The organism is Roseimaritima multifibrata (genome assembly GCF_007741495.1).
Lineage (GTDB): Bacteria > Planctomycetota > Planctomycetia > Pirellulales > Pirellulaceae > Roseimaritima > Roseimaritima multifibrata.
Genome location: NZ_CP036262.1, coordinates 5,585,224 through 5,612,220, shown reverse-complemented (window position 1 = coordinate 5,612,220; position 26,997 = coordinate 5,585,224). Strand labels below are relative to the sequence as shown.

At 55.0% G+C, this 26,997-nt stretch carries 24 protein-coding genes; 11 read left to right on the top strand and 13 right to left on the bottom strand.

What is annotated here, in order from left to right; translation table 11 throughout:
* Positions 1 to 25: 25 nt before the first annotated feature.
* A complete protein-coding gene (locus tag FF011L_RS20375; RefSeq protein ID WP_145353765.1) occupies positions 26 to 1,399 on the bottom strand; it encodes a PQQ-binding-like beta-propeller repeat protein in 1,374 nt (457 codons plus the stop codon).
* 223 nt (positions 1,400 to 1,622) lie between these two features.
* On the opposite strand from FF011L_RS20375, the gene FF011L_RS20370 reads away from it, so the two are divergent.
* Together FF011L_RS20370 and FF011L_RS20365 are read left to right on the top strand one after the other, a co-directional pair.
* A complete protein-coding gene (locus FF011L_RS20370) occupies positions 1,623 to 2,114 on the top strand; it encodes a SixA phosphatase family protein (RefSeq protein ID WP_246109536.1) in 492 nt (163 codons plus the stop codon).
* 15 nt (positions 2,115 to 2,129) lie between these two features.
* On the top strand, positions 2,130 to 3,410 hold the full coding sequence (locus FF011L_RS20365; RefSeq protein ID WP_145353763.1) for a metallophosphoesterase: 1,281 nt from the start codon (positions 2,130 to 2,132) through the stop codon (positions 3,408 to 3,410).
* 32 nt (positions 3,411 to 3,442) lie between these two features.
* Here the strand turns inward: FF011L_RS20365 and FF011L_RS20360 are convergent, their stop codons facing one another.
* From FF011L_RS20360 to FF011L_RS20330, 7 genes are all read right to left on the bottom strand, one after another.
* The gene (locus FF011L_RS20360; RefSeq protein ID WP_145353761.1) at positions 3,443 to 4,126 is read right to left on the bottom strand and encodes a response regulator; all 684 of its coding nucleotides are present in this window, start codon (positions 4,124 to 4,126) and stop codon (positions 3,443 to 3,445) included.
* Positions 4,127 to 4,167: 41 nt separating this feature from the next.
* The gene (gene phoU / locus FF011L_RS20355) at positions 4,168 to 4,857 is read right to left on the bottom strand and encodes a phosphate signaling complex protein PhoU (RefSeq protein ID WP_145353759.1); all 690 of its coding nucleotides are present in this window, start codon (positions 4,855 to 4,857) and stop codon (positions 4,168 to 4,170) included.
* A gap of 5 nt (positions 4,858 to 4,862) precedes the next feature.
* Positions 4,863 to 5,804, bottom strand: a complete 942-nt coding sequence (locus tag FF011L_RS20350) for a phosphate ABC transporter ATP-binding protein (protein ID WP_145353757.1) — start codon at positions 5,802 to 5,804, stop codon at positions 4,863 to 4,865.
* Between the two features lie 29 nt (positions 5,805 to 5,833).
* Entirely contained in the window at positions 5,834 to 7,138 is a 1,305-nt protein-coding gene (locus tag FF011L_RS20345) for a PstA family ABC transporter permease (protein WP_145353755.1), read from the bottom strand.
* Positions 7,135 to 8,082 (bottom strand): phosphate ABC transporter permease subunit PstC, encoded by a 948-nt coding sequence (gene pstC / locus FF011L_RS20340; protein WP_145353753.1) that lies wholly within the window; start codon positions 8,080 to 8,082, stop codon positions 7,135 to 7,137. The genes FF011L_RS20345 and pstC overlap by 4 nt, the downstream gene beginning before the upstream one ends.
* A gap of 82 nt (positions 8,083 to 8,164) precedes the next feature.
* Positions 8,165 to 9,217 carry a PstS family phosphate ABC transporter substrate-binding protein gene (locus tag FF011L_RS20335; RefSeq protein WP_145353751.1) on the bottom strand — a complete coding sequence of 351 codons (1,053 nt, stop codon included), beginning with the start codon at positions 9,215 to 9,217 and terminating at the stop codon, positions 8,165 to 8,167.
* Positions 9,218 to 9,416: 199 nt separating this feature from the next.
* Positions 9,417 to 10,844, bottom strand: coding sequence for a sensor histidine kinase (locus FF011L_RS20330; RefSeq protein ID WP_145353750.1), 1,428 nt, complete (start codon positions 10,842 to 10,844; stop codon positions 9,417 to 9,419).
* A 185-nt stretch (positions 10,845 to 11,029) separates the two neighbouring features.
* On the opposite strand from FF011L_RS20330, the gene FF011L_RS20325 reads away from it, so the two are divergent.
* Positions 11,030 to 12,271, top strand: a complete 1,242-nt coding sequence (locus tag FF011L_RS20325) for a nucleoside monophosphate kinase (RefSeq protein WP_218932769.1) — start codon at positions 11,030 to 11,032, stop codon at positions 12,269 to 12,271.
* On the opposite strand, the gene FF011L_RS20320 is transcribed toward FF011L_RS20325, so the two are convergent.
* The 4 genes from FF011L_RS20320 to lpxD are packed head-to-tail and all read right to left on the bottom strand — an operon-like array spanning position 12,268 to position 15,714.
* Positions 12,268 to 12,660 (bottom strand): hypothetical protein, encoded by a 393-nt coding sequence (locus FF011L_RS20320; RefSeq protein ID WP_145353748.1) that lies wholly within the window; start codon positions 12,658 to 12,660, stop codon positions 12,268 to 12,270. The two genes, FF011L_RS20325 and FF011L_RS20320, sit on opposite strands and share 4 nt — an antisense overlap.
* Positions 12,657 to 13,604 carry a DNA cytosine methyltransferase gene (locus FF011L_RS20315; RefSeq protein ID WP_145353746.1) on the bottom strand — a complete coding sequence of 316 codons (948 nt, stop codon included), beginning with the start codon at positions 13,602 to 13,604 and terminating at the stop codon, positions 12,657 to 12,659. The genes FF011L_RS20320 and FF011L_RS20315 overlap by 4 nt, the downstream gene beginning before the upstream one ends.
* Positions 13,605 to 13,606: 2 nt before the next feature.
* Positions 13,607 to 14,539 carry an LpxI family protein gene (locus FF011L_RS20310; RefSeq protein ID WP_145353744.1) on the bottom strand — a complete coding sequence of 311 codons (933 nt, stop codon included), beginning with the start codon at positions 14,537 to 14,539 and terminating at the stop codon, positions 13,607 to 13,609.
* A gap of 5 nt (positions 14,540 to 14,544) precedes the next feature.
* Positions 14,545 to 15,714 carry a UDP-3-O-(3-hydroxymyristoyl)glucosamine N-acyltransferase gene (gene lpxD / locus FF011L_RS20305; protein ID WP_246109535.1) on the bottom strand — a complete coding sequence of 390 codons (1,170 nt, stop codon included), beginning with the start codon at positions 15,712 to 15,714 and terminating at the stop codon, positions 14,545 to 14,547.
* A 641-nt stretch (positions 15,715 to 16,355) separates the two neighbouring features.
* On the opposite strand from lpxD, the gene rpsL reads away from it, so the two are divergent.
* From rpsL to FF011L_RS20270, 7 genes are all read left to right on the top strand, one after another.
* Positions 16,356 to 16,724: a 30S ribosomal protein S12 gene (rpsL, locus tag FF011L_RS20300; RefSeq protein WP_145353742.1), complete on the top strand. Its 369-nt coding sequence runs from the start codon at positions 16,356 to 16,358 to the stop codon at positions 16,722 to 16,724.
* Between the two features lie 57 nt (positions 16,725 to 16,781).
* Positions 16,782 to 17,252, top strand: a complete 471-nt coding sequence (rpsG, locus tag FF011L_RS20295) for a 30S ribosomal protein S7 (RefSeq protein ID WP_145353740.1) — start codon at positions 16,782 to 16,784, stop codon at positions 17,250 to 17,252.
* Between the two features lie 435 nt (positions 17,253 to 17,687).
* The gene (locus tag FF011L_RS20290) at positions 17,688 to 19,877 is read left to right on the top strand and encodes a family 16 glycoside hydrolase (protein WP_218932768.1); all 2,190 of its coding nucleotides are present in this window, start codon (positions 17,688 to 17,690) and stop codon (positions 19,875 to 19,877) included.
* Positions 19,878 to 20,057: 180 nt separating this feature from the next.
* Complete coding sequence (locus FF011L_RS20285; protein WP_145353736.1) at positions 20,058 to 20,975, top strand: aldo/keto reductase; 918 nt, start codon at positions 20,058 to 20,060, stop codon at positions 20,973 to 20,975.
* Between the two features lie 95 nt (positions 20,976 to 21,070).
* Positions 21,071 to 22,024 carry a methenyltetrahydromethanopterin cyclohydrolase gene (gene mch, locus FF011L_RS20280; RefSeq protein ID WP_145353734.1) on the top strand — a complete coding sequence of 318 codons (954 nt, stop codon included), beginning with the start codon at positions 21,071 to 21,073 and terminating at the stop codon, positions 22,022 to 22,024.
* Positions 22,024 to 23,013: an ATP-grasp domain-containing protein gene (locus tag FF011L_RS20275; protein WP_145353732.1), complete on the top strand. Its 990-nt coding sequence runs from the start codon at positions 22,024 to 22,026 to the stop codon at positions 23,011 to 23,013. The genes mch and FF011L_RS20275 overlap by 1 nt, the downstream gene beginning before the upstream one ends.
* A complete protein-coding gene (locus tag FF011L_RS20270) occupies positions 23,010 to 24,674 on the top strand; it encodes a fatty acid CoA ligase family protein (RefSeq protein WP_145353730.1) in 1,665 nt (554 codons plus the stop codon). The genes FF011L_RS20275 and FF011L_RS20270 overlap by 4 nt, the downstream gene beginning before the upstream one ends.
* Positions 24,675 to 24,945: 271 nt before the next feature.
* Here FF011L_RS20270 and FF011L_RS20265 read toward each other — a convergent pair whose 3' ends face one another.
* On the bottom strand, positions 24,946 to 25,455 hold the full coding sequence (locus FF011L_RS20265; protein ID WP_145353728.1) for a MaoC family dehydratase: 510 nt from the start codon (positions 25,453 to 25,455) through the stop codon (positions 24,946 to 24,948).
* Between the two features lie 277 nt (positions 25,456 to 25,732).
* Here FF011L_RS20265 and FF011L_RS20260 point away from each other — a divergent pair, with 277 nt between their 5' ends.
* Complete coding sequence (locus FF011L_RS20260; protein WP_391560887.1) at positions 25,733 to 26,986, top strand: FG-GAP repeat domain-containing protein; 1,254 nt, start codon at positions 25,733 to 25,735, stop codon at positions 26,984 to 26,986.
* The last annotated feature ends 11 nt before the right edge of the window (positions 26,987 to 26,997 follow it).

The window sequence follows — 26,997 nt, the reverse complement described above, 5'->3', positions numbered from 1 at the left end:
GCTGTCTCTTGGCCGACGCGGCGGATTATTTTTTGCTGATGTCGACGGCGACGATTTCTTTGTCGTTGCGGACGAAGGCCGTTTGACCTGCGTACGCGGGGTGGCTCCACAAGACGCGTCGTCCAAAGGCTTCGGAGGTTGGTTCCAGGACGTGAAATCGCCCTCGTTCTTTGTACTCTTCTGCGGATAGATCGGCCAGAATGAGATCTCCTACTTCGCTTAGCAGTAGATAGGAGTCGGTGCCGGCTAGGCGGGTGATGAACGCGGTTCCATGCTTGACGAAACGTTTTTCGTCCGGCTTGGTTGCGGCGAAGGTTTGCCAGTATCGGTCGCCCGTCTTTCCGTTCACTGCGATCAGCGCCCCGACGTTGCAGTCGGCGCCGAAAATGGTGCCATGGTGAAAGATCGGAGTGCTGTTACAGCAGTAGACCGCCTGGTTCCGTTTGCCTCGCCATAGTTCCTTCACCGTTGGTGCGTCTTCCCCCAATTCCAGCATCACCGATTCGCTGTGGATTCCGCTGACGTACAGGTGGTTGCCGTCTTTCTGAGGCTGGGTGACCGCCATTTCGTAGCTTGGTTTGATTTCTACGTTCCAGTAGGTTTCGCCGTTGGCTGGATCGAGGCTGTATAAGCCATCGGCATGCCAGATTAACAGTTGGCGTTTTCCACCCGCTTCGATGATCGAAGCGGGGCAGTACCCGATCGCCGAGGCACTAAGCGCTTTCCAGACAACCTCGCCGGTCCGTTTATCGAAAGCGACGACGGTCTGCCCTTCCCCGCCAACCAAGCAGATCAGCAGGTCTCCGTCGACCAAAGGATGGCTGGCGAATCCCCAGATCGGGACTTCGGCAGAGAAATCGTTGGGGAAGTTATGGCTCCAGATCAGCTCGCCGTCGGATTTGTTCAAGCAGTGGAGGTCTCCCTCGCTACCCAGCGTGAAAACCAAATCCTCATCGACGGTGGGGGTGCACCGCGGTCCCGACGGGTAGGAGATACTGTAGGGGCGCTCGTAGGCGTGTTCCCAGATCACTTTGCCGGTGTTGCGGTCCAAACAAAGGACTCGCTCTTTTCCCGTCAGTTGAGCTCGACGGCCGGGATCGTTGAAGGCTTCACCACCTTGTTTCTGATAATCCATGACAAACACTTGGTCGCCAACCACAGCGGGCCCCGAGTAACCGCCACCGACGGGGGTACGCCACAAGACAGGAAGTCCTGTCTCTGGAATCGATTCAACAATCCCTTCTTCTGAGTAAACGCCGTTGTGGTCGGGGCCTAGCCAGTTGGGCCAGTCGGCAGCAGGGCTTGATGAAATCCCAAGAAGGCTGGACGTTAAGAACAGCGGAAGAAACTTCAGCGATTCAACGAGAGCGGGGAATTTTCTTGAGAGCAAGGTGAGCATGACGGATCGGCCGTGTTTAAAATGGTAGGTGAACAAGAACTGTCCGCTTGGGCGGTCAACGCTTCTGGTAATTAAGCTTACAAGGTCGAATGTTCGGAGGGCTGGTGGGAACCGCCAGGAAAGGAGGAGGCCGGTAAGTCTTAGGCGGTGAGGCGATACTCCTGGGGGGAATCCTTTTCGAAGCCCTAGTATATCCGATTCATTTCAGAGACATTATCCGCTTATGACGAAGCGATTAATCTTAATGCGGCATGCGAAGAGCGATTGGGGGTCCCCAGAATTGGGGGATCACGATCGGCCTCTGAACGCGCGTGGTGAAGCTTCAGCCCCTAAGATGGCTGAATGGATGCAGGGCCATGGATACGTCCCCGAACTGGTTCTCTGCTCGACCGCGGTGCGGACTCAGCAGACGATCGAAAGGATGCTCCCCTGCTGGAAGAGCGAAGTCGCAGTCTATCCGACGCGGGATCTCTATTTGGCTTCACCCGAGGACATGTTGAGGACGGTACGTAGCGACGCGTTGGACGTTGATAGCGTTATGGTGTTGGCTCACAATCCAGGACTGGAGATGTTGGTCGAACGATTCTCCGGGACCATGTTGGCGTTTCCGACGGCCGCTGTGGCGGTTTTTGATTGTCAAATTGAACGTTGGTCGGAACTAAACGCCTCGGTCGATTGTGAGTGTTTAGTCATCCAGCGACCGAAAGGACTTTAGCGTTTGGTGATTGCAATGGAGGCGATTCAGTGGCAAACGGTGCTTTGGTGGGTGGGGCTTTGTGCTGCCATCATCGGACACGGCGGTTTATACGTTGCACTGTACAATCGCCTAAATGCTTGTGGGCTGCCGCGTAAAACGATCAAACGATTCGTTTGGTTGCTACTGTCGCTGTGCCTGCTGACACCCTTGTTCCTCGTTTGGTGTTACGAAGATTTTTTCGTCGACATCTTGTTCGGGCAACCGCTGCTGGCAGAGATGCCCAAGGGGTTGGCGATCTACGCATTCGTTTGTCTAACGACTTGGATCTATCCGGGATTGGGCTGGTTTTGGAGTCGACCAATCTTGGGGGTTCAACGATCCGTTGTTCGTCGGCACGTGCGACGAATCTCCGTCAATCGAATGGTTCCGACCCCTTTGGCGTTGACCCCTAAATGCCGCTTTGAGTCTCGTTGGCCGGGCAATCAGATTTTTGAACTGGCTGTCGAAGAGAAGGAACTGCAGGTCCCTGGACTGCCGCCGGAATGGGACGGTTTTAAGATCGCCCATCTTTCGGACATCCATCTTACGGGGCATGTGGCTACCGAGTTTTTTCGCTATGCGGTGGAGCAAGCGAACGCATGGAATCCGGACATCGTTGCATTGACGGGAGACATCGTTGATTACGACAAATGTTTAGGGATGATCCAGCCAAGCTTGCAATCGGCGACGGCGAAGTACGGCAAGTTCTTCGTCTTGGGAAATCATGACACACGGGTTAGCGATCCGGTACAGATCCGCCAGGCGATGGAGCAAATTGGCTGGCAAGACCTGGGAGGAAGAGAGGTCGAGCAGTCGTTTGGTAGCCGCCGAATTCAATTGATCGGAAACGAAGCCCCATGGTTTCCGGCACCCGTGTTAGACCCTCGGCAGTCTCCGTCCGTATCGTCAAATTCAAAAGAACGCCCCCGGAAGAATCCGTTCAGGCTTGCTTTGTGTCATTCGCCCGATCGCATTGAGTGGGCTCGCGAGCATCACGTCACGCTGATGCTTGCAGGGCATACGCATGGTGGGCAAGGTCGGCTGCCACTGATCGGCCCGGTGTTATCGCCCAGTTGGTATGGAAGTCGGTTCGCCTCGGGTGAATTCTATCTGCCGCCAACGACGCTGCATGTCTCTCGGGGACTAAGCGGAGTCCATCTGCTGCGGATCATGTGCCCGCCAGAGTTGGCTTTGCTGGTGCTGCGAGCGACGTCTGTCGCAACCGTCACTCAGCCCGAATCGGTGATGGCTCAAGTGCAAGTCGCACCGGCCTAAGGCGACATGGTTTCGGCGGAAGCACGAACGGCCTACTCGCTGCAAAACCGATAACCGACTCCGCGAACGGTTTCGACCACATCGGCTCGCTCGCCTAGTTTGCGGCGAACGGCCCGAATATGGACGTCGACGGTTCGCTCCATGACGATTGTCCCGTCGCCAAGAATGGCATCAAGTAATTCGCCTCGGGAAAAAACACGTCCGCGGTTTCGTGCCAGCGTTTCCAGAAGGACAAATTCACTTCGTGTTAGTTGCAGCGATGTCCCATCCACATGGACGGTGAATTTAACCGGATCGATGGTGATGCCTGCCGCGGAGATGACGCTGTCATAGTCATCGGTTGTGTCGCGTCGGCAGAGCGATTTGACTCGTTCCAAAAGGATTTTGACACTGAATGGCTTGGTAACGTAGTCGTCGGCTCCTAACGTGAACCCGACCAATTGGTCCGATTCTTCGGCTTTTGCGGTCAGCATTAAAACACGCATTTTACGCGTCTCTTTATCCGCTTTTAGTTTCCGGCAAATCTCCAGCCCGTCCATTCCTGGCAGCATCAGGTCCAGGATGATCACATCGACAGGCTGGCGTCTGGCCTGAGCAAGCCCTTCGACGCCATCGTCGCAGGTAAAGACTTCGTAGTCCTGCTGGCGAAGATTGTAAGAGATGACGTCCGCGATGGAGCTGTCATCTTCGATAATCAATACGGAAGTTTTAGACATCGTCACTTAGCTTTTCGGTGAAGCATGCAATGGAAAGGTGACTAAGAGTGTTTGTTTGTCATGACCGTTGGTCCGGGGTCATGTTTGTGGCGAATGATTTCGCCTTCGACTAAATAGATGACATCTTCGGCAATGTTGGTTGCCAGATCGCCGATGCGTTCGAGGTGCCTTGCGGCCGAGAAACAATGCAGTGCGGGAGCCACCAATGCGGAGTGTTGTTGCATGGTGGTCTGCAGTTGATCGATGATCGCGATGTTGAAATCATCGACTTCATTGTCCATCATGCGGACTTGGCGAGCCATTTGAGCATCCAAGTGGACAAACGAGTCCAGCGAGCGGCGGAGCATGTTGACCGCTGCGATGCTCATGTCGCGCAGCATTGGCGGGATTTCAAATTCTGGAAACTGTCCGAATCCCTGGGCCCTTTCGGCGATGTTGACCGCCAGGTCGGCAACCCGTTCAAGGTCATTGTTGATTTTCAGGACCGTTGCGATGCGCCGCAGATCGATCGCGACCGGCTGGTGCAAGGCGAGCATTTTCAGACACTCTTCTTCAATCCGCGTTTCTTCTTGGTCGATCGCGTCATCGTCCGCTTCGACTTCGGAAGCCAAGCTGAAGCGGCGGTCACACAGGACCAGCATCGCCTTGTCGATCATTGCTTCGACCTGGGAGGAGAGCGACAGGATGGAACTTTGCAACCGATCCATATCGCGTTCTAGATGCCTGCTCATGCGGATTATCCAAATTTCCCGGTGACGTAGTCTTCGGTCTGTGAGTTTTTAGGGGTGGTGAAAATTTGTTCGGTTGTGCCGCTCTCGATCAATTTTCCTTGAAAAAAGAAGGCCGTTTGATCGCTCACTCGCGAGGCTTGCTGCATGCTATGGGTCACGATGACGATCGTGTACTGTTCCCGTAGTTCGTAGATCAAGTTTTCAATACGGTCGGTGCTTGCTGGGTCTAATGCCGAGCAGGGTTCGTCCATCAGTAGGACTTCTGGCCCGACCGCGATCGCTCTAGCGATACATAGGCGTTGTTGTTGCCCGCCGCTTAATCCCAGCGCCGATTGATGCAGGCGATCTTTGACCTCATCCCACAGAGCCGCTTTTCGCAGCGACCATTCGACCAGTTCGTCCAGATCCTGCCGCGAGGTATTCAGGTGCAGGCGAGGTCCAAAAGCGACATTCTGGTAGATCGATTTCGGGAATGGATTCGGTTTCTGAAACACGATCCCGACACGGCGACGCATCGCCACGACGTCGGTGCTGTGTGCCAAGACATCGGTGTCGACCGATTGGTCTCGGTGGTTGCTTGCGGATTCCTCCCCCTGCTCTTCGGCGGGGATGGCTTTGAGGATCAGTTTTCCCTCAGCGCGGGCGCTGGGGACCACATCGTTCATCCGGTTGATCCATTTCAGCAGCGTGCTTTTGCCGCAGCCACTGGGGCCGATAAACGCGGTCACGCGGTTGTGGGGAATGATCAAACTGAGATCATGGATCGCTTGGAAATCGCCATACCAAGCGTTGAAGTTGGCGATTTCGACACAGGGGACCGCCGGGCCTTCGTGTTCCGTATCACGCACCGATGACAAGGTGATGCGGCTTGGGGTCGGTTCAGTTTCCAATGGATTCTCCGGCAAAAGGCCAAGTCGCGTGTCGCGTCGTTCCGATGTCGTATCCATAGTACTGGGCCTCGGGGTTGCTGGGTAACTTAGACATGGCTTAACCGCTCCCGTAAATAGATTGCAACGGAGTTCATCAGAAGCAATACGATGAGGAGCACGATAATCGCTGCCGCCGCAAGTTCTTGGTAAACCGCTTGTTGACGCCCAGCCCAATTGTAGATCAGAACGGGCATGGTTACGGCATCGTCCATTAAATGTTGGGGGCCTGTACTTTTGGCGATCGCGGCTCCCATGATTACGAGCAGTGGAGCCGCTTCACCGATCGCACGCCCCATCGATAGAATCGCGCCGGTCATGATTCCGGGGATCGCCGCTGGCAAGCAGACGTCGCGGGTGGTCTGCCAGGTGGTGGCACCCAGCCCCAGGGAAGCCTCTCGCATTGATGGCGGGACCGCGCGGAGGGCTTCTTGGGAAGCAATGATCACGACAGGTAAGATGACCAACGCCAAGGTCAGCCCCGCGGCTAGGAAGCTGCGGTCGAAGGGAAGCCGGAAGTAGTACCAAGCGCGGTCGGTGAAGACGCCTCCTTTCGCCCCTTTGCGAACGGTTCGGCGCCGTACGGAAGGGTCGGTCGGTTTTGGAGAACCTGGCTCCCAGACTCCGACCTCGTAGGTTTTTCCGTCGGGGGTCACGCCCGTCGTTGGGCTTTCAACCGTCAGAGTCGATTGCGTGCGGTCGGTTTGCGGGATCAGAACCACTTGGCCTGATTCAAGCGAAAGCACCTGGTAGTAATGTTGGGCACCCGCGATTTCCCAGCCACTCGCTTCATTGACTTTGATTTGCCCAAAGACATTGAACATGTAAACGAATAGCGATAGCCCTAAAAGTCCGTAGACGATCGAGGGGACACCCGCGAGGTTGGAAATGTTTAATTGAATGAAGCTATGGAAGCCGCGAATCGATTTGTAAAGTCCGCTGGCAAGTTTGTCCCAGGTCTTCGATTGATCGGGAAAGCGATGTCGAAGCCAGCGAAGTTCTAATTTTCGCGGACGGAACTCTTCAAGGAAAACAGCGGTTCCAATTCCCAGCGGGAGGGATCCTAGGGCGCACACACCGCAAACAAATAAGGTCCCGACAATCGCTGGCCACATCCCCGCCTGTTCGGGGTGGAGTTCGCTGTGAGCGTTGCTTAGAAGGTCGGTGCTTAAGCGTGAGCTTCCCTGGATCGAAATCGATACCAGCAGCACAACCAGCACAACAACGCTGAGGAACGCGATGATGACACATAGGATCGAAAACCAACGGCTCATCCGCTTGCGACGGTTCGCCTTCTGTTCCATCGCGACGTGGTCATCACGTTGCAGGGCGGCAGGAAGAGGGATCGAGCTCATTCGTAGGATTCCCGATAACGGCGACGGATTAATTGACCCAGCAGGGTCATCCCAAAGGTGATCACAAACAGTGTGATCGCCACACCGTACAGACTGTAGTACTGGACCGTGCCAAACTCGTTTTCGCTTTTGATCATTTCGACGATGAACCCGGTCATCGTCTGGGATTGTTCACGCGGGTCAAGGGTCGCCGTGGCGCGGGTGCCGGCCGCCAACGCAACCACCATCGTCTCTCCGATCGCTCGGCTGAAAGCGAGTAGAAAAGCTGAAATGATTCCCGACAGGGCTGCCGGAACAACGACTTTGATCGAGGTTTCAAAAGGGGTGCAGCCCAGTCCGTAGGCTCCTTCGCGAAGGGCATTGGGAACCGCATGTAAGGCGTCCTCGGAAAGACTGCAAACCATCGGCAGACACAGGATCCCGACCGCGATCCCTGCACTGGTCGCGTTGAAAGTGTCGAACCCGCCGCTGCTGACCCACTGCAAACTTGGGCTGATTACCAAGACGGCAAAGTATCCCAGAACCACCGTTGGAATTCCCGCGATCACTTCAAGCGTCGGCTTCAGAATTCCACGGATTCGCCGTGATGCAAATTCACTTAAATAGATCGCCGTGATCAAGCCCAGCGGCAGTGAAATCAGCATCGCAATCATCGTCACTCGCAGGGTGCCTGAGAGCAACGGCCAGATTCCGAATTCGGCGTCCTTGATATCTTTGGCCTGAAGCGCCGACCATTCCGAACCCGTGAGAAACTGCTTAAAGTTCACGTAGTCGCTGGTGAAAAAATGCCAGCTCTCGGTGATCAGCATGTAGATAATGCCGGCGGTGATAAGAACCGTAATCGTGGCACAGGACGCCAACATCATCACCACAAACCGTTCTGAATAAACGGCTGTTGAGGTCGATCGAAAGCGTCGGTTTCTGAGGGCAGCCGGTTGAGACATGACAGTTCCGTGCCGCAGCGTTTGTGAAGTAAGTTAGGTGCGATTTTACTGCAGGAACGCGCCGTTCCTGCGGAATCGTTGCCTATTCAACTCGGTTTGCCTCGACAAAAATGTCCGCAACCGAACCACTGCGGCTTTGCCCTTCAGCATCGACGTAATGGCTGCCCGTTTTTTGCGCGTCTAGGTTAGCGATCCCCCTTTGAATCACTTCCTCGGGCAATCGAACATAGCCAACCTGTTCGCTCGTTTCCGAAGCATTTTGCAGGTAATACTCCGCAAGGGTCTGAACCTGTGCATTGTTTAGCGATGCCGCATTGACATAGATCAACAGCGGACGACTGAAGGGGGCATACTTGCCAGAAGCAATATTCTCTTGTGTCGGCAGGTAGGCGGTGTCATCGCTTGGGTTAATGATCGGAACCGCTTGGAGTTTGTCTTTGTTCTCTTCGAAGTAGGCGACTCCAAAGAAACCGATCGAGTACTTGTTGCCCGCAACCCCTTGGACCAGGACGTTGTCGTCCTCGTTCAGCGTCATGTCTTTGCGAAGTTCGGCTTTGTCTTTTTTCGCCATGACCTCGTGGAAATAGTCGTAGGTTCCAGAGCCCACGCCTGGAGCAAAAATCTTGAGATCTTCCTCAGGCCATGTCGGGTCGATGTCGCTCCATTTCTTTACCGCATCGCTGCCGACGAAAATTTTCTTTAGCTGTTCGATGCTTAGTTGCTTCACCCAGTCATTTTCGGGATGGATAACCAACGTCAAACCGTCGTAGGCAACCGGTAATTCGATGAATTCGATTCCCGCTTCTTTGCATGCCTCTAGTTCGCCCGGCTTGATCGGGCGTGAAGCGCCTGAAATGTCGGTTTCTTTTCCCGAAAATCGGTTGAATCCGTTGCCGGTCCCCGACCCCGCGACCGAAACATTGACTTCCGGATAGGCTTCGGAAAATTTTTCCTTGATGGCGTTGCTGATCGGTAAGACGGTGCTGCTGCCGTCGATCTTGACATCGCCAGTGAGAGACGACACAGGGGCCACTGGGTCGGTTGAATCGCTCTGTTTCGATTCGCATCCGGTAAGCATCAGCGTGATACATGCCAGGGTCATGCCATTGCAGAAAAGCTTGGAAACCAAAGTCATGATTTTCCTCGGTCAGGTGATAAGTTGAGAAAGTTGGGGAACCACTCGAAATGACGCTTTCGGTTACGAGGGGCATTTTCGTTAGAGAAGGTTTTTCTATCTACCCTTGTTTGGCCGAAGGTTTGAAGTGTTTGTTTAGTTGTAAGTCGTTTGCTTGGGGGTGTTTAAGTTAATGCGTTTAGTGGTTTGTAATGTGAAGTTATGGTGAAGGAGGCCCCGCGTTGACTGCAGGGGGGAAGTCTCCGGCAGCGGAAAGCGGAAAGCGGAGGGTGAACGTGCTTCCGTTTCCTAGTTCGCTTGATACGGCGACTGATCCGCCAAATGCCTGCGTGAGGTGTTTTACGATCGAAAGTCCCAGTCCGGTGCTGATTACCGCTCGCGAGCGAGCCTTGTCGGCGCGAAAGAACCGTTCGAAGACGCGTGGTTGGTTCTCGGGGGCGATTCCAATTCCGTTGTCGCTGACTTCGAGGATTGCTTCGTCGTCGGTTTTCCTGACCGCGACAACGATTTTTCCTCCGACGGGAGTGTACTTAATCGCGTTGCTTACCAAGTTATCAAGGACGGTGTTCAGCCCGTCTTCGTCGGCTTGGATCGTGGCATCCTCGCTGCATTCGACGTGGACATTGATTTCCTTCCGCGAAGCCACGTCGGCATGCTGGGCGACGGTCCCTCTGGCCGCACTGGCGAGGGACAGTTCCACGATCTGCATCGTTTCCTGCCCTGTTTCGACTCGAGCAATTTGCAGCATGTCCTGGATCAATTGGTGCAGGCGTTCGGCTTGTTCTTCAATTCGTTGGACAAATCCAATGTTGTTTTCTTGATCGTGGATGGCTCCGCAGCGGAGGGTTTCCGCGTACGCCAAAATGGATGCCAACGGTGTTTTCAGTTCGTGCGACACGTTGGTCACAAACTCATGACGCAGATTCTCTAGACGCCTCAGTTCGGTCACGTCGTGAAGAACCGCGACGGCTCCCGGCGGTGGATTGCCCGGCAAACAGGAGACGCGAAGGGCGTAGGTGCGAAGCGGCCCCGAGACGGTTTGGATTTCGCTCTCTTGGACTCGCCCGGTCGAAAGGCATTTTCGTAACGCATTGCAGAGTGCCCAGTTGCGAGAGGCCTCGATGAACGGACGTCCGCGGGCGTCGTCGGTGACAAAACGAATCAACTTTTTGCTGGCGGTGTTGGCCAGCAAGATGGTTTCATCGCTGTCGATGGCGATCACCCCTTCATCCATGCTGTTTAGGATGGTCAGTAATTGTTCGAATTCGTTTTGTAGGTTTTTTTGAGCTCTGGCCGCCACGCGATGCAGCTCATTTTGGGAATCGACCAGACGCGACAAAGGGGAATCGAGCGTCGTGCGGGTCTCCGTTGTCGGTTTTCCTTCTTGCCACCGGTCATTTTCGCGAATCAGTTTCTGAGCTACATCGACCAGCGGCTGAAGATTCGCCTGAATCGCACGCCGAGATAGGATCAAGCTGGCCGATGTCAGTACGATTCCCAGCAAGATGACCCCGAATGAATTCAGGCGATGGAGGTCCAGGCCCATGCAAATAATGGCAAATCCCATCACAATGTGGCCGCACCACAGAGTCGAATTGACCTTGGGAGGGACCGGAGGAGTTGGCATGGTCTGCTGCCCATTTGATGAGGATTGAAGCGTTTCTGCGTCAACATAAATCAACCGTTCGCCGCGGGAAGGACATTTAAGAAAAAAACATCTGCAATTTGTGGTCCCCCGGGCTCCCTTTGGCCCTGGATGAGAGGTGCCGTTGGCGGATACGCTATAGGAAATGAATTAATCCCGGAATCGAGATGCAACGGCGTCGATTTCCGCTACTCAAAGGTCTGTTACTGTTCATGTCTCCCAATCCTGTTCCCCCCGCCGAAGTTGCTGACCTGGAAATCAAAGACGCCCAACTGATTTTTAAAACGGTTTGGGAGCAGCTGGAAGAAGAAATCGGTCACGAATTCTTAAGGTTTCCGAAAGAATTGATTCTGCTGGGGGGGGCACCCGGTGCTGGTAAAGGCACGCATACCCGGTTTGTCATGCAAGCGCGCGGGCTGACCTGTCCGCCAATCGTGATCAGTGATCTGCTGGTTACCCGTGAAGCTATGGCGATTAAAGATTCAGGTGGGATGGTCGGCGATAAGGAAGTCGTAGCGATCTTGCTGCGCCGCCTGTTGGATGAGGAATTCCGCGATGGTGCCGTGCTGGACGGGTTTCCGCGGACCCGCGTTCAGGTGGAATGCCTGAAGTTGTTGGTCGATCGCTTGAATCAGCTGTACACCGAATTTGCGGATACCCCGTTGGCGATTAATTTTCGTCGCCCAACGATCCACGCCATGGTTTTGTTTGTCAGCGAAAAAACAAGTATCGCCCGGCAAATCGAACGTGGTGAAAAGGTGGCCGCTCACAACAAGGAGGTCGAAGAAACGGGCGTTGGCAAGAAGTGGGCGCTGCGGAGTACGGACCTCAGTGAAGCGACCGCTCGTCGCCGATACCGGGTTTTTAAGGAGCAGACCTGGGACGCTTTGAAGTCTTTGAAGGAAATCTACCATTACCACTTCATCAATGCGGAAGGGCCGATCGAAGAGGTTGAAGAGAACATCCTTGCGGAATTGCAGTATCAAAGTTCGTTAGAGCTGGATCCTCGGACGTACGATCGCTTGCGGCCGCTTCCTCTAGCGGAAGAAATCGTCGTTCACGCTCGCCAGTTGTTGGTGAAGCGGCTGGATACTTATGAACTGGAGCACACTGAAAAGTTCGTCCGTACGGTTCAGGTGATCGACGAAAAATTCATGCCGATCATCCAGCGTCATGCCCTTTCCGGCCGAGCTCAAGTGAATTCGGAAGATCAGCTTTTCCATGACCCGCTCGCGCTGTCCATGTTGATCGATATCTTTTCTGAACGCGGCTACCACGCCGTGGTCGACAAGCATATCCAAGAAATTCCGGATCGAGTCGATTTGCAGACCGGCGAAATTCACCGGCACGAAAAGACGGTCTTCCGCTTTCAGGTGAATTTTAAAGGGTCGCCAATTCGTCGCGGTTAACAAAGCAGAACCGGTTCGCGCCGTCCCGATTTCTTAGCGGCACGGCGCAAGCGGTCCGGCCCTTCGCGAGTGTTTGTTGCGGTGCCGGAGGGCTCGCGGCTTTCCGCTAGGGATTCCAATTTCTTAGCGGCACGGCGCAAGCCGTCCGGCCCTTCGCGAGTGTTTGTTGTGGTGCCGGAGGGCTCGCGGCTTTCCGCTAGGGATCCCGATTTCTTAGCGGCACGGCGCAAGCCGTCCGGCCCTTCGCGAGTGTTTGTTGCGGTACCGGAGGGCTCGCGGCTTTCCGCTAGGGATTCCAATTTCTTAGCGGCACGGCGCAAGCCGTCCGGCCCGTCGCGAGTGTTTGTTGCGGTGCCGGAGGGCTCGCGGCTTTCCGCTAGGGTTTTCAATCGCGAACCAGCGAGCTCAGGACCGCTCGAACGACCGGGATCGATAGGCTGTTGCCCAACAGTTTCCACTTCCGCCGCATTCGAATCGGTTCGGGCATTTCCGGCCAATTGAATTCGTCGGAAAACCCTAGCAGTCGAGCGATTTCGAGAGGGCTGAATCGCCGCAGCCTTGAATCGACTTGAAGGTAGGAACCCGCCTGCAGGATCGATTTTCCATACCCGCTCGTAAAACAGGCGGTGCATGCGGTATCACGATTTTCCCCGTCGACGATGTTTAGTCCCGGACGCTTTGCATCCAGTTCCCCTTCGTCCACCCAGCACTCCAGTGGTGGGTCTTTTTCAAGGAATCCATCCAGTGGTCGATGCTTCGCCGGCGGCAGTGTGATAGGGATCGGTGGAGGGATCGCAGCGGGGGGGCGGGCGAGGCTATTTGCCGGGGAATGAATGGCCGTTAGGTAGTACCGTTGGCGGCGGTTGGGAAATCCCCAAGCCGTTGGGCAGAGGACCGATTCGCAGACCTCGTAATGAAGTTCACGCAGGAGTTCTAGCCATGCTTGGTGGTCCGGTGTGCCACGAAATTCCGGAACGTTTTCCATCGCAATCTGTCTGGGGCGTCCGTCTGCGGCCTGTTTTAAAGACAGCATAACCTGTTGGAACGCGGCACGGCGAGGGTCGTTTTCGGATTGGTTTCCGCGCCGGCAGTAGGGCTGGCATGGGGGGGATAGCCACCATGTGTCTGCCTCTCGCCAGGCAATTTTTGATTCCCAGCTCTTCGCGGATTCAATGGCGGCAACTCGCGGCGTCTGTCCGAAGTTATGGGCGTAGACCGCTCCGGCTTGCCCGTCGATGTCGACAGCTTGGCTGATTCTGCCAAGCTGAGGTTGTTGGCGGATCGCTTCGGCAACCCCGCCGATTCCCGCAAAAAATTCGAGGATTTGCAGCATCGCTACGCAGCGGCGGCAGCGGCTTGGCTTCGCCGAGCGACGATTGCGATCCCTGCAGCTTCGGCGGCTTGGATCAATTCCGCTTCGTCAACCACGATCGTTTGGTTGGCTTCGATTGCGATGGCGGTCCCCCCTGCCCTTTGGACTCGATCGATCGTTTGGGGGCCGATCGTCGGAACATCAAATCGCATGTCTTGGTTTGGTTTAGCGACTTTAACGAGCGTCCAGCCTTTCTGCTTGCATAGGTCTCCGGTTCGCTCGATGCAAGCATCGGTTCCCTCGACCGCCTCGACAGCCAGGACGGTTCCATCCTTGACGGTAATGCTTTGGCCGATGTCTAGGCCGCCCATTTGTTTCGCGATTTGCCAGCCGAATTCGATGTCTTGTTGTTGTGCCGCGGACACTCGTCTGCGGGTGAGGAAGCCTTCTTTCACGAGTAACTCCGGAGCAAAGTCGGTGGCCGGGCGGACGTCGATGCCACGGTCAAGATAGGTTTGAGTGATACGGGATAGCAAGCTGTCATCGCGTGCATCGCGGCGCCGTGAAAGGAGCAGCGGAGCCAGCGAGCGAAGGCAGGTGTAATCGGGTAAGTGACGCCAGATTAAGGAACCCGAAAAAAGGATCTGAGACTTAAATAGTTTCCCGGCCATCGCGATCTGATCTGCACCATGTCGCCGGAAGAATCGCATGTGGGATCCAAATTTGGCGACCCCCATCCACTGGAAATGATCGCAAATTCGTGCCAGTTCGGCATCCGCATGGTCTTTGATCCCGACGCATGCGACTCCATATCCTTCTCGTTTAGCCGCTTCGGCAACCAGTACCGGAAATCGTCCCCAGCCGGCAATGATTCCGATGGTTGGTTTGTCCGCGTTCGCCCGGTTAGGGGTTAGCCGGGCGCCCGATCGAAGGGCTGTGTTGGCGGTGTCAGTCATGGCAGTTAGGCCGCTTTATTCTCAGCTGCATCGGATGTTTGCCCAGCGGCGACGGGGGCGCCGTTCGCTTCGATTTGAGACGTCAGTGCAGCGACCTCTTTGGTCAGCCTCTGCAGGGCTCGACGCATATCTGGCAGCTTGCGTTCGACCGCCATGATTCGCATCTGTTCACGTTGCGAAGTGGCAGGGCTGCCTAGATAGACTTTGTTTCCATCCAGATTTTCCATGACTCCGGCTTGCGCGCCCACGATTGCGGCATCGCCAAGGACGACATGGTCCTTCAGGCCAACCTGGCCAGCCAGCACCACGTAATCTCCGGTCCGGCAACTGCCGGCGATGCCGACCTGCGAGCAGATCAGGTTGTGTTTTCCGATTTGGCAGTTGTGGGCGATCATCACCTGATTATCGACTTTTGTCCCGGTACCAATTCGAGTTGTCCCATAGGTCCCGCGGTCGATCGTTGCGCCAGCTCCGATCTCTACATTGGCTTCCACGTGGACGTAACCAAGCTGAGCCGTTCGGACGTGTTGGCCATCCTGTTGTCGGTATCCGAATCCATAGGCACCCAGGATCGATCCGGCATGGATCGTCACGTCGGATTCCAGGACCGTGTATTCGTAAAGGACCACGCCAGGAAAGAGCAAGCAGTTCGCGCCGACCTTGCAGTTTGGCATCACGATCACACCGGGCATCAGGGTCGTGCCGTCGCCGATGACGGCCCCTTTGCCGATGTGGACGCCAGGATGGATGGCACATCCGGCGCCGATTTGAGCTGTTTCGTTGATTTGTGCCGCCGGACTGATGCCCGAGAAATCTCGCACAACACAGGGGCGGAATTGTTCCACGATTTTTGCAAACGCCGCGTGGGGCAGTTTGGAAACAAGTTGTGGAATGGTGCAGTTGGGGATGGCAGCGGCAACCACCACCGCAGCAACTCCAGCAGCTTCGACGTCCGAAATTCGTTTCGGGTCATCGAGCAAAGTAATCTGGCCCGTCGAGGCTTCCTGTAAGGGGCGCGCGTCGGCGCAGTGGATGCTGCAATCCCCAATCACGTGCCCGTCGACGATTTTCGCCAGGTATTCGAGCGTCAATAAGTTCACCGGAGCCCTCCTTGGCCATGGAATCAGTAGCAGTCCGTCGATGGTTTCGGGAGACGGACGCGCATTGGTACTCAAGTCCGCGATTCGAAACAAGAGCGAAATTTTTCGAATCGAGCGACGTCCCACGTCCGGTGCGCTGAACGCAGCGCCGCAAGTCAGTGAATTTGCGTTGACCGGCGTAGTTACGTGCCCGCCGTCGCCTGCCGTCGCCAGGCGGTGGTTCCTGCCGCACTATTGTCCCCGCGGCACGAACCGCGTCGCTAACCTGCAGTCCCGCTCGGAAAACGTCACTTATCGATTCTCACGTCTCGAGCAAAACGCAGCAATCTTTCTCCGCTTCCAATAAACGCAGCAAACCGATGAGCGAGGGCGGGTGGATTTACCGTATTCATACCGTGGTCAGCGGAATCGACGCACTTGCCCCTCGAAACGTCATGGTGTCAGCCGACTGGTGGCAATTTCCCGGAAAGATTAAGATTTCTTTTGTTGTCAAAAACGGACGGTCAGAACGGTTGTCTGGTCGCACTGTCATGATTTTTTGCGTCTGGATGCCGCTTTCGGGCTGGGCGCTGGGCGACGGATCGGCAAGAATACCCGGCCCGGCCTTGACAGCCGAACCGCGGCGGCGATACTTGCCCGCCTGTATCTGTCGTAAGCATGCGACTTAACGTATGAACTACACGCGACTTTTCGCAAACTGAATGAAACATTAGCCGATGCCCACTACCAACCAATTGGTTCGCAAACCGCGTAAACGCCAGCGGAAAATGAGTAAATCGCCGGTACTTGAAAAGTGCCCGCAGAAGCAAGGGGTCTGCTTGCAGGTCCGCACGATGACTCCTAAAAAGCCGAACTCGGCTTTGCGGAAGATTACCCGTGTTCGTTTGAGCAATGGCAAAGAAGTAACGGTCTACATTCCTGGTGAAGGTCACAACCTGCAGGAACACTCGATCGTCTTGGTTCGTGGTGGTCGCGTCCGTGACTTGCCAGGTGTTCGTTACCAAGTCGTTCGCGGTTCTCGCGATACACTGGGTGTCGATAACCGTAAGCAGGCACGTAGCCGCTACGGTGCCAAAAAGAGCTAACCAGCTGAACCAAATTTTTTAAACCTCGCACACATCGCATAGCGTTAGAGACCACGAATGGGACGTATCACTGCCAGCCGCTCGCACTTCAAACCAGACCCGCGGTTCAATTCACCATTGGCCAGCAAGTTCATTAACTGTTTGATGCAGGACGGCAAGAAGACGGTTGCCCAAGGCGTTTTTTATAACGCTATTGAGGAAATCGGTCGTCGGTTGCCTGAAAACGAAGCGATCGCGGTTTTTGATGAAGCGATCGAAAACGTTAAACCGTACGTCGAAGTTCGCAGCAAGCGAGTCGGTGGTGCGAGCTACCAGGTTCCAATGCAAGTCAATCGCAATCGTCAACAGAGCCTAGCGATTCGCTGGATTCTGGGTGCAATTCGCGACAAGAAAGGTCGTCCAACGCACCTGAAATTGGCTGACGAACTTTTGGCTGCCTACAAAAAAGAAGGTGTCGCTTACACCAAGCGAGAAAACACCCATCGTATGGCGGACGCTAATAAAGCCTTCTCGCACTTTGCTTGGTAATCGCCAGCAAAAGCGAAATAGCACAACGAAAACGCAGTCAAGGCAATCGTCTCGACTGCGTTTTTTTATGCGCCGCTGGCAGCCGTCGCTCCGCGAATGCTGGTGGCCGGTCGACTCGCGCCGATCGGCTAGGAAGTGTTGTCTGTCGGTTGCGAATGCTGGTGGCCGGACGGCTCGCGCCGTTCCGCTAGGAAGTGTTGTCCGTCGGTTGCGAATGCTGGTGGCCGGTCGGCTCGCGCCGTTCCGCTAAGAAGGTTGTCCGTCGGTTGCGAATGCTGGTGGCCGGACGGCTTGCGCCGTTCCGCTAAGAAGGGGGGCCGTCGGGTGGAGATGCCGATGGGCGGGCAGATCGCCCTGTTTCGCCACGAAAGGGGGTGGATTCGAGTATCATGGGCCCAGCTTTCTTCGTTTGTTCCTTTTGGTGGGTCTTCTTCGATGCGATTGATTGGCTTGGTCAACTGTTTGTGGCTGTTGTTGGTTGCCTGTGGAGGAGTTTCCGCGAATTCCTGTTTTGCGGACGATCCAAGTAAGTCAGGCGATCCGGAGTCAAAGGAAATTTCGGTTGTGTCGCCGCAGGACGATTGGACTAAGCCCTCGTTTTGGCGGACTGGCAAAGGGAAACCGGTTGGAGAGGCTTGGGAGTTCACCGATGGAGAGGTTCGCTTGGTGAAACCTCGTACTGGCGATGGAAATATTCTCAGCCCTCCCCTGCCCCAAAATTTTGAACTCGCCTGGGACTGGAAGATCTCTCCGAAAACGAATTCGGGCCTGAAGTACCGCGTCCGTAAATTTGGTAGTCGATACTTGGGGGTTGAATACCAGATTATCGACGAGGCGATTCCGCTGAAAAATCCTAGCAATGGATCGACCGCTTCGATCTACGATTTGAAGGCACCCGCACTCGACAAACCCTTGAAGCCCGCTGGTGAGTGGAATCATGCTCGAGTGGTCGTCCGAGGGACTCACTTGCAGCATTTTCTCAACGGCAAACTGGTCGCCGAAACTTCGACCGTGGGAACCGCGTGGGATGCGATCTACGCACGTAGCAAGTTCTTTGAAGAGTCCGGTTTTGCGCAGCCCCGTGACGGAGACCGGGTGATGTTGACCGATCATGGTGGGAAAGCGGCTTACAAAAATTTTCAATTGACCGTTTTGCCGGCTCCTACCGAATCGCCCGTTGCCTCTCCCGTCGAAGGGCCGTTCTTGGCGAATGGGATGCGGAACAGTTGGGCGGACCAAAACTCGATCGTGTTGTGGACTCGGACGACGAAAAATCCAGAAGCGAAGATGGATGGGCTTCCTTTCGTAAAATTGTCCAACAGCAAGGCAAAGAAACTTGCGAAGGGGACCGATGCAACAAAGCTTCTTGCCGCACAGTTGCCCGGTGGAGCTGAGTTAGACCAAATGCTGGGGGCGTGTCCCGGCATTGCTGGTGAAGTCCGTCTGACCTATTTCCCGAAATTGAAACGTTACGATTCCAAGACGACCGAATGGAAGACGACAGTCTCGGAAAACGATTTTACGGCTCAATGGGCCCTGGAAAATCTAAAGCCTGGAACCGAGTACGCAGCGATCGTGGAAGCTCGCCCGCTGACCAAAGATGGAGTTCCCGCAGAAGCCCTCTCGGCGGTTTTGCGAGGCGGTTTTGAAACGGCACCGGAAGCGAGCAGTGAAAAAGAGGTTCGGTTTTGTATGACGACCTGTCACGATTTTATTCGCCGTGATGATGGCGATTTAGGACACAAAATCTATCCAGCTTTTGAGCAGATTGGTCCCGATTTTGTCGTCCACGCCGGAGACATCGAATACTACGACAAACCGGATCCGTGGGCGATGACAAAGGAGTTGATGCGGTTCAAGTGGCAGCGTATTTTTGCTTTGCCCAACAACCGTCGGTTCTATGCAAACCATACGACCTACTTCATCAAAGATGATCACGACACATTGAAGAACGATTGTTGGCCAGGAGAACGCTACGGATCGGTCTCCTTTGAAGAAGGGGTTCAGCTGTTCAACGAAGAGCAATTCCCTTCGCATCAACCTCGCTACCAAACGGTCTCTTGGGGCAAGCATGCTCAGATGTGGATTTTGGAAGGTCGCGATTTCCGCAGCCCCAACACCATGCCGGACGGGCCTGAGAAAACGATCTTGGGCAAGACGCAAAAAGAGTGGCTGTTGCAGACCTTAAAAGACTCCGACGCAACCTTTAAATTGCTGTTCAGTCCAACGCCGATTGTTGGTCCAGACCGTGATAACAAAAGTGACAACCATGCCAACGATAATTTTGTCCATGAGGGAGACGAGCTTCGGGAAGCCTTTGAGGAGATCGACGGTTTGATCATTTTCTGCGGTGATCGCCATTGGCAATACGCGTCGAACGACGAAAAATCAGGGCTGTGGGAATTCGGCTGCGGGCCCGGAAGCGCCGATCATGAATTGGGCTGGAAGCCGGGGGACAAGCGACCATCGCATCAGTTTTTACGAGTCGCTGGAGGCTTTTTGTCGGGGCGTGTCGAAGCCAAAGGAAAAGATGGCAAGCCCGAATTGACGCTCCGGCATCATGAGGTAAATGGAAAACAAGTAAGCGAATTCCATTTCCCCGTCGCACGAAGCGCAAGCGAGTAAGTGAATACAAATACAAATACAAGCACGAAACGCAAGCGAGTGAACACCCGGCTCGCTAACGCGGGTCCAGATTACTCGGTTGCGTGGCGGCCGTGAATACTCGCTCGCGCTTCGTGCTAGTAAGTGGCTTGCCCGTCTTGATTCCTTTTTTACACCTCCATCTCATTCGGCTTTCGTGCGATGCCTCAAAATCTTTCACCGGTCATTCTTGGTCTGTGGCCAATCGCGGGTGTCACGACTATTGGTGTGACTCAGGCGGACGCCATTGCGACGATTGAAACAGCCATCGCACACGGAGTGCGTACTTTTGATTCGGCTTTTAGTTATGGGTATGACGGCGAAAGCGATCGATATATCGGCCCGTTTTTGCAGCAGGCTTCTCCCGATGATCCCTTGGAAATCATCGGCAAAGTTGGCCAGCGTTGGTCTAAGGATCGGCAGCGAGTGATCGATGGTCGTCCGGAAACGCTGATCGCAGACGCGGAGACTTCGCTTGAGCGAATGGGGATTTCCTGTTTCGATCTGTTGATGTTGCATTCTCCGGATCCCAAGGTGCCGGTCGCCGAGTCGGCTGGCGCAGTGGCCGACTTGCTGACTGCCGGGGCGGCTAAGCGGGTGGGGATTTGCAATGCGACGCCCGCTCAACGAGCTGAATTTGCTCAGGTCGTTGCCTGCAGTGCAATCCAAACACCGTTGAACTTGCTGCAGCGTGAAGCGTTGATTAAAGAGATTCCAGAAGCGGCTGCCGCTGGGACGGACGTCCATGTTTACTGGACGTTGATGAAAGGTCTATTGGCGGGAAAAATATCCCGCGATCACGTTTTCTCGGCTGGGGATAGTCGTCCGAATTATCCGATTTTCCAAGGGGAAGCTCGCCGCAAGGCTCATGATGCGATCGATGCATTGCAGGAGCTTGCTGCCGAAAGTGGTCTGACCATCGCTCAGCTTGCCATTGGTTGGGCAGCATCGCAGCCGGGCGTAAGTGGTGCCCTTGTGGGGGCTAGACGCCCGGAGCAGGCTGCGGAGATCGCTGCGACTAGGATTCTTGGTAACGATATTCTGGAGGCGATCCAGCGGGTCGTGCGAAGCACCTACTGATTCATCGTGCCGCTTTCCCTGGACGCGTATTTCAGGTTCAATAGCGGCCTGTGGTCGAAGATTGCTTTTGTTTTTGCGGAATGGACAGGGATTCGATGTCATTAAATGCGGCGGCGGTTGGCTTGTGTGATCAAGCAGAGAAAAATTCCGCGAACCTGCGGTTGGAGGTTCATTCGATCGCGGGGGCTCGCATCCTTGATGCGGGGATCGCAGGTGCAGGATCTTTGGCCGCTGGATTGTTGATGGCTCGAGTCTGTTTAGGAGGGGCGGCTGAGGTTCGCTTGGAAACGACAGCCGACACGGAACTGGGGAGCGATGTCTCGGTAACGGTTCAGACCGACCAACCTTTGCTCGCTTGTTTAGGTGGCCAGTATGCCGGCTGGCCGGTGCAGGCGGAGGACTATTTTGCAATGGGAAGCGGGCCGATGCGGATGCTGCGAGGCCGCGAAGCGGTTTTGGAATCGCTGCAGTTGCAGGAGCAGTCCGCTGTGGTTGCCGGGGTGTTGGAATCGGACCGTTTGCCTACCGAAGGGGTGATCGCTGCGATCGCTGCGGAATGTAAGAAGGAAGCCTCTGCGCTGACGCTCTGCGTCGCCCCGTCCACCTCTCTTGCGGGAACGGTCCAAGTCGTCGCTCGAAGCGTTGAAACCGCGATGCATAAATTGCACGAGTGCGGCTTTGATGTCCGTCAGGTTGTATCGGGATGGGGGAATTCACCGTTGCCTCCGATGGCAAAACCGGGCGACACCGTCGGCGGCATTGGCCGAACGAACGACGCGATCTTGTACGGCGGCCGAGTGACGTTGTGGGTCGACGCGGACCAGGATGCCGTCGACCAAGTGATTGATAAAGTGCCCAGCCAGTCGTCGGCTGATTACGGACGGCCCTTTGCTGAAGTGTTTAAAGATTACGAGTACGACTTTTACAAAGTGGATCCGAATTTGTTCAGTCCTGCTGTTGTGACGATGGTCAATTTGCGAACCGGGCAAACCCGACGTAGTGGGCGTTTGGCTGGGGATGTTTTACGCCGCTCTTTCGGTATTTCGTGATGGATCAGCCTGCCGTTCCGGCATCCAATCGCAAACCGCTTCAGATATTGGTCCTCGGTCCCGATGAAGGCTGGCATGCGGACCGTTTGCGGTCTGCGGCTCAGGCAGCCGGGCACCAGATGCAGTTTGCCCGCTATGAAACTTTGGCTGCATCCTTGGATGGTAAAGGCCGACACCGGCCGGGTTGTTCCTTGGGGACTTTGGAATCGTTTGACGCGATTTTAACCCGGACAATGCCAACAGGTTCGCTGGAGCAAATTACGTTTCGTTTAGCGACGCTGCACTCGTTGATCGATTCCCCAACGGTTGTTGTCAATCCGCCCCGCGCGCTAGAGACAGCCATCGATAAGTATGCCACGTTAACGGCTGTCAGTGGCTTGGGATACGATGTCCCGGCGACGGTGGTTGTGCAGTCGCGACGCGAAGCGATGGAGGCGTTCGAACGGTTGGGGGGAGACGTGGTGGTTAAGCCCCTGTTCGGTGGTGAAGGTCGCGGTGTGATGCGCGTCCAAGATCCGCAGTTGGCGTGGACCACCTTTGCAACACTGGAACGTTTGGACGCGGTCTGTTACGTCCAGCAATTTGTTCCGCCTGGCGGAATCGATACTCGGTACTTTGTGATCGGGGATGGGGTTTGGGGGATTCGCCGCCAAGCTCGCGAAGGGTGGCGGACGAATGTTTCGCAGGGCGGGCAAAGCGTCGCGGTTCCTGTTAGTGAATCGCAACGATTGTTAGCTTTGCGTGTGGCGCGACGCATCGGGATCGAAATCGGTTCGGTCGATGTGCTGGAAGCGAGTGATGGTCTGCCCCGAGTTCTGGAAGTGAACGGCGTCCCGGGCTGGAAAGGGGCTGCGACGGCACTGCAGATCGATTTGGCGGCCGAAATGATTCGCCATGTGGAAGTCTTGGTCGCCTCCCGCCGCAATGAGTTTGCAGACATCATGGAACCCACCTCGAATTGTTCACCTTTTGCACGGCCGACGGAATGACGGAAAAAACCAATCGAAACGTTGCGGATCGACTTAGGAAAGTTGCTGGTTTGGTGCCGACGGCGGTTGCGATTGCTCAACCCGAAGGAAAACCACCTGCAAGTGGGCCGCGATCGTATCGTGTAATCACTTTCGCCGAACTGGATCAGCAGACCGATGCGATTGCTCGAGGCCTGATCGAGTGGGGCGTTACTCCGGGAACTCGGTTGGCGATGTTGGTGCCCTTTGGGATCGATTTTTTGATGCTGACTTTTGGGCTGCTAAAAGCGGGGGCCACGGTCGTTCTAATCGATCCAGGCATGGGACGACGTAACTTGATCGACTGTTTGGCGGCGGCTCAGCCAGAAGGATTTATCGCGATCCCCCGGGCTCAGCTGATTCGAGCCGCGCTGCGAAAACGATTTCCTCAGGCCGTGTGGAATGTGACGGTTGGATCGAAACGCTGGAGCGGAAAACAGACGCTCTCTGAAATCACCAAGCGAGGTGCGGCGTCGCAAGTCGCGTTGCCGACCCGTCAGGATTCCGATTCCGCTGCGGTGATATTTACGACCGGTAGTACCGGGCCGCCCAAGGGTGTCCAGTACACACACGGGATCTTTAATCATCAGGTCGATCTGATTCGCAAGCGATACAACATTCGACCGGGGGGAAGAGACCTCGCATGTTTTCCTCTGTTCGGTCTGTTCGATGCAATGATGGGGGTTACCACGGTGATCCCCGATATGGATCCGACCAAGCCTGCGGATATCAATCCCAAGCGAGTGCTGGAAGCGGTCGAGCAGTGGGAAATCAACCAAGCCTTTGGTTCGCCAGCACTCTGGAATACGGTCGCTACCTGGTGCCGTGAGCATCATCAAAAACTACCGACGCTGACGCGTGTTCTGTCCGCCGGAGCTCCGGTTCCGCCGAAGACTTTAGCGATGCTGCGAGACATCATCGCCCCGGACGCCGAGATCTTCACGCCCTATGGAGCGACCGAATCGTTGCCCATCGCGTCGATCGAATCTCGTGAGGTCCTGGAAGAAACCGCCCATCAAAGTCGCCAGGGAGCCGGGACGTGTGTCGGCAGCCGTTTTGAGCAGATGGAATGGCGAGTGATTCGAATCACCGACGGACCCTTGGAATCGATCGATCAAATCGAAGAGCTGGCGGTTGGCGAAATTGGTGAGTTGATGGTTTGCGGGCCGGTCGTGACTCGCGAGTATGTCACCCGCAGCGAACAAAACGCTCTTCATAAAGTCCGCGACGGGGACCGGATTTGGCACCGAGTTGGCGACGTCGGATACCTCGATTCAAAGGATCGATTCTGGTTCTGTGGTCGCAAGGGACACCGTGTGCAAACCAATGCCGGAGTGTTGTATACCGTTCCCTGCGAAGCGATTTTCAATAATCACCAAGATGTTTTCCGATCGGCTTTGATTGGGATCGGTGAAGCGCCGAATCAGCAAGCGGTGTTGGTCATCGAACCGTACAAAGGGGCTCGCCCGAAAGGGAGACCCGCAACGGAAAGGTTGATCGCTGAATTGCAGCAGTTGGCGGGTAGCAATCCATTAACGGCATCGATTCAGGATATCCGTATCCACCCGCGAAAATTGCCCGTCGACATTCGTCATAACAGCAAGATTTTTCGTGAGCAATTGGCGGTGGAATATCAGCGATAGAGATTCGGCTTTTTCGCCGGGCCTGCGAGACGGTGAATTGTTTTGTAACGTCTTTCGCGTGAGACGTTAAATTTATTGGTGATGTATTGTCGGTCTGGCGAGCTCAGGAGGGTGACGGTCGTAGCCAGACGGTATTTCCTACTGCATTCTTGTCACGACGGCATTTGTCGCGTCGCTGGCTTGCACTTCCACTCGGAAACCAACCCATATTGGTTTCACGTCCCGAGCGAAAGGTGACAAGCACGCTGGCTGGTTAGGTAAGCTGCTTGGCTTAACGCATCACCGAAGAGCCGGATGGGGTTCGGATCGTGGTGTGTACGACTCGAGGTTGGTTGATCCGTGGAAGGCGAGTCCGCGTTGCGACCAAGGTTTCCAAAATCCCACTTTGCGTGGTTTGGTTGTTTTGGTTGACCAGGCGGCGATGCCAGATCACTCGCCCCGCGCGACGTCCGTAAGGAAGCATCTCTTGGACTTCGGTGACCACGTGAACGGTATCGTCAAAGTAGACGGGGCGTTCGAATTTCCACTCGCCGATGCGGACAAGTGCGAGTGTTTTGACCGCGGGGTTATCGCTAGACAATCCTGCCATGATCGATAAACCAAGCAAGCCGTGTACGATCGGACGCCCAAAGGGAGTGCCCGCGTCATTGTCTTCGCCGCCGTGTAACGGGTCATGGTCGCCTGTCAAATCTGCAAATTCGACGACATCGTCCCGAGTCAGTCGGCGTGGAGCGCTGGTCCACGTGTCGCCGATCTTTAACTCTTCAAAGTGGAGTTTCATTGAATCATTCTCTCCAGATTAGTTCCGTTTGTATTCGAATCTTTAGCTTCCAAGCTAGGTGTGGGATTCGCAAACCGGGTTTAGGTTGTTTTAGTGCAGTGAAAGTCGGTTGCCAGTCCCCCCCCCCCGAAAGTGACGGTGATACTAATAATCGGCTGTTCGTTACGTACCGTTGATTTGTTTTAGGTAAGATGGTGGGGGGATTTAATGTTTGCGGTAATCCCACTATTTAAAATTGCTTTTTAGACCTGCTGTACGCCACTTGGAGCCTTCCCAGATGCCCTACCTTTCGCTGTTTCGCCAGTCCCGCCTGGATTCACTATTGCGTCGTGCAGGTAATAACGTGCGACTGTGGGGGCTGTCGGGACTACTTGCTTCTCTATTCGTCGGTGAGCTGATGTTCTTGGCGGCGCCGGTCGTTGCGGAGGAACCGGTTACGTTTTCTATCCACCCTTTGGCTGTCGATGCAAATGAGGGAATTGCTGCGGGAGATCTAAATGGCGATGGAAAATTGGATTTGGTGGCGGGCCGATACTGGTATGCGGCTCCCGATTGGACGCCGCGACCGGTCCGAAATATTGAGGACTGGAATGGGTACGTGCAAAGCAATGGTGATTATCTATTTGATGTGAATCAGGATGGGAAACTGGATGTTGTCGCCGGTTCATTTATTCCAACCCAGGTTCACTGGTACGAAAATCCCGGCGAGGAAGGTTTGCGATTGGGCAAGCAGTGGACGCAACATCTGTGGACCGATACTGGAGCGAGTGCCAACGAAGGCCAATTATTTGAAGACTTGGATGGGGATGGGATTCCGGAATGGATCGTGAACAGCTGGAAAAAAGATGTCCCTATGTTGGTTTGGCGGATCGTTCCTGAAGAGCCTAAAGAGGGGCAAGCGGCGGCATTTCGCCTGCAACGTCAGGAACTAGGGGCCAAAGCGAATGGACATGGAGTTGGGGTCGGGGATTTGAACGGTGATGGACGCAAAGACATTTTGGTCGGGCAAGGTTGGTACGAACAACCAGCCGAAAACCCTTGGGAGGGAAATTGGGAATTTCATCCCGATTGGGACATTCACGCCAGTTTGCCTGTCTTGATTGAAGATCTAAACAAGGATGGCAAGAACGACATGATTGTCGGTTATGGGCACAATTATGGTTTGGAGTGGTGGGAAAATAAGGGAACCGATGACGCAGGAAAGACGCTGTGGGAAAAACACTTGATCGATCGCGAATTCAGTCAGCCTCATACGCTTGCGTGGATTGATTTGGATGGAGACGGTCAGGGTGAATTGGTCGCTGGCAAACGCTACTTTGCTCACAATGGGGGCGACCCAGGTGGCAAAGAAGTACCTTGTCTTTACTACTACAAATGGTCCTCTGACAGCAATAGCTTTACGCGGTATACCATTGATGAAGGCCGCGTCGGGACCGGTTTGCAAATCGCCAGTGGTGATTTCAACGGAGACGGACAGGTCGATTTGGCGGTCGCCGGCAAAAGCGGGACCTACTTGTTGCTTGCCAAATAAGTGGCTGCTTG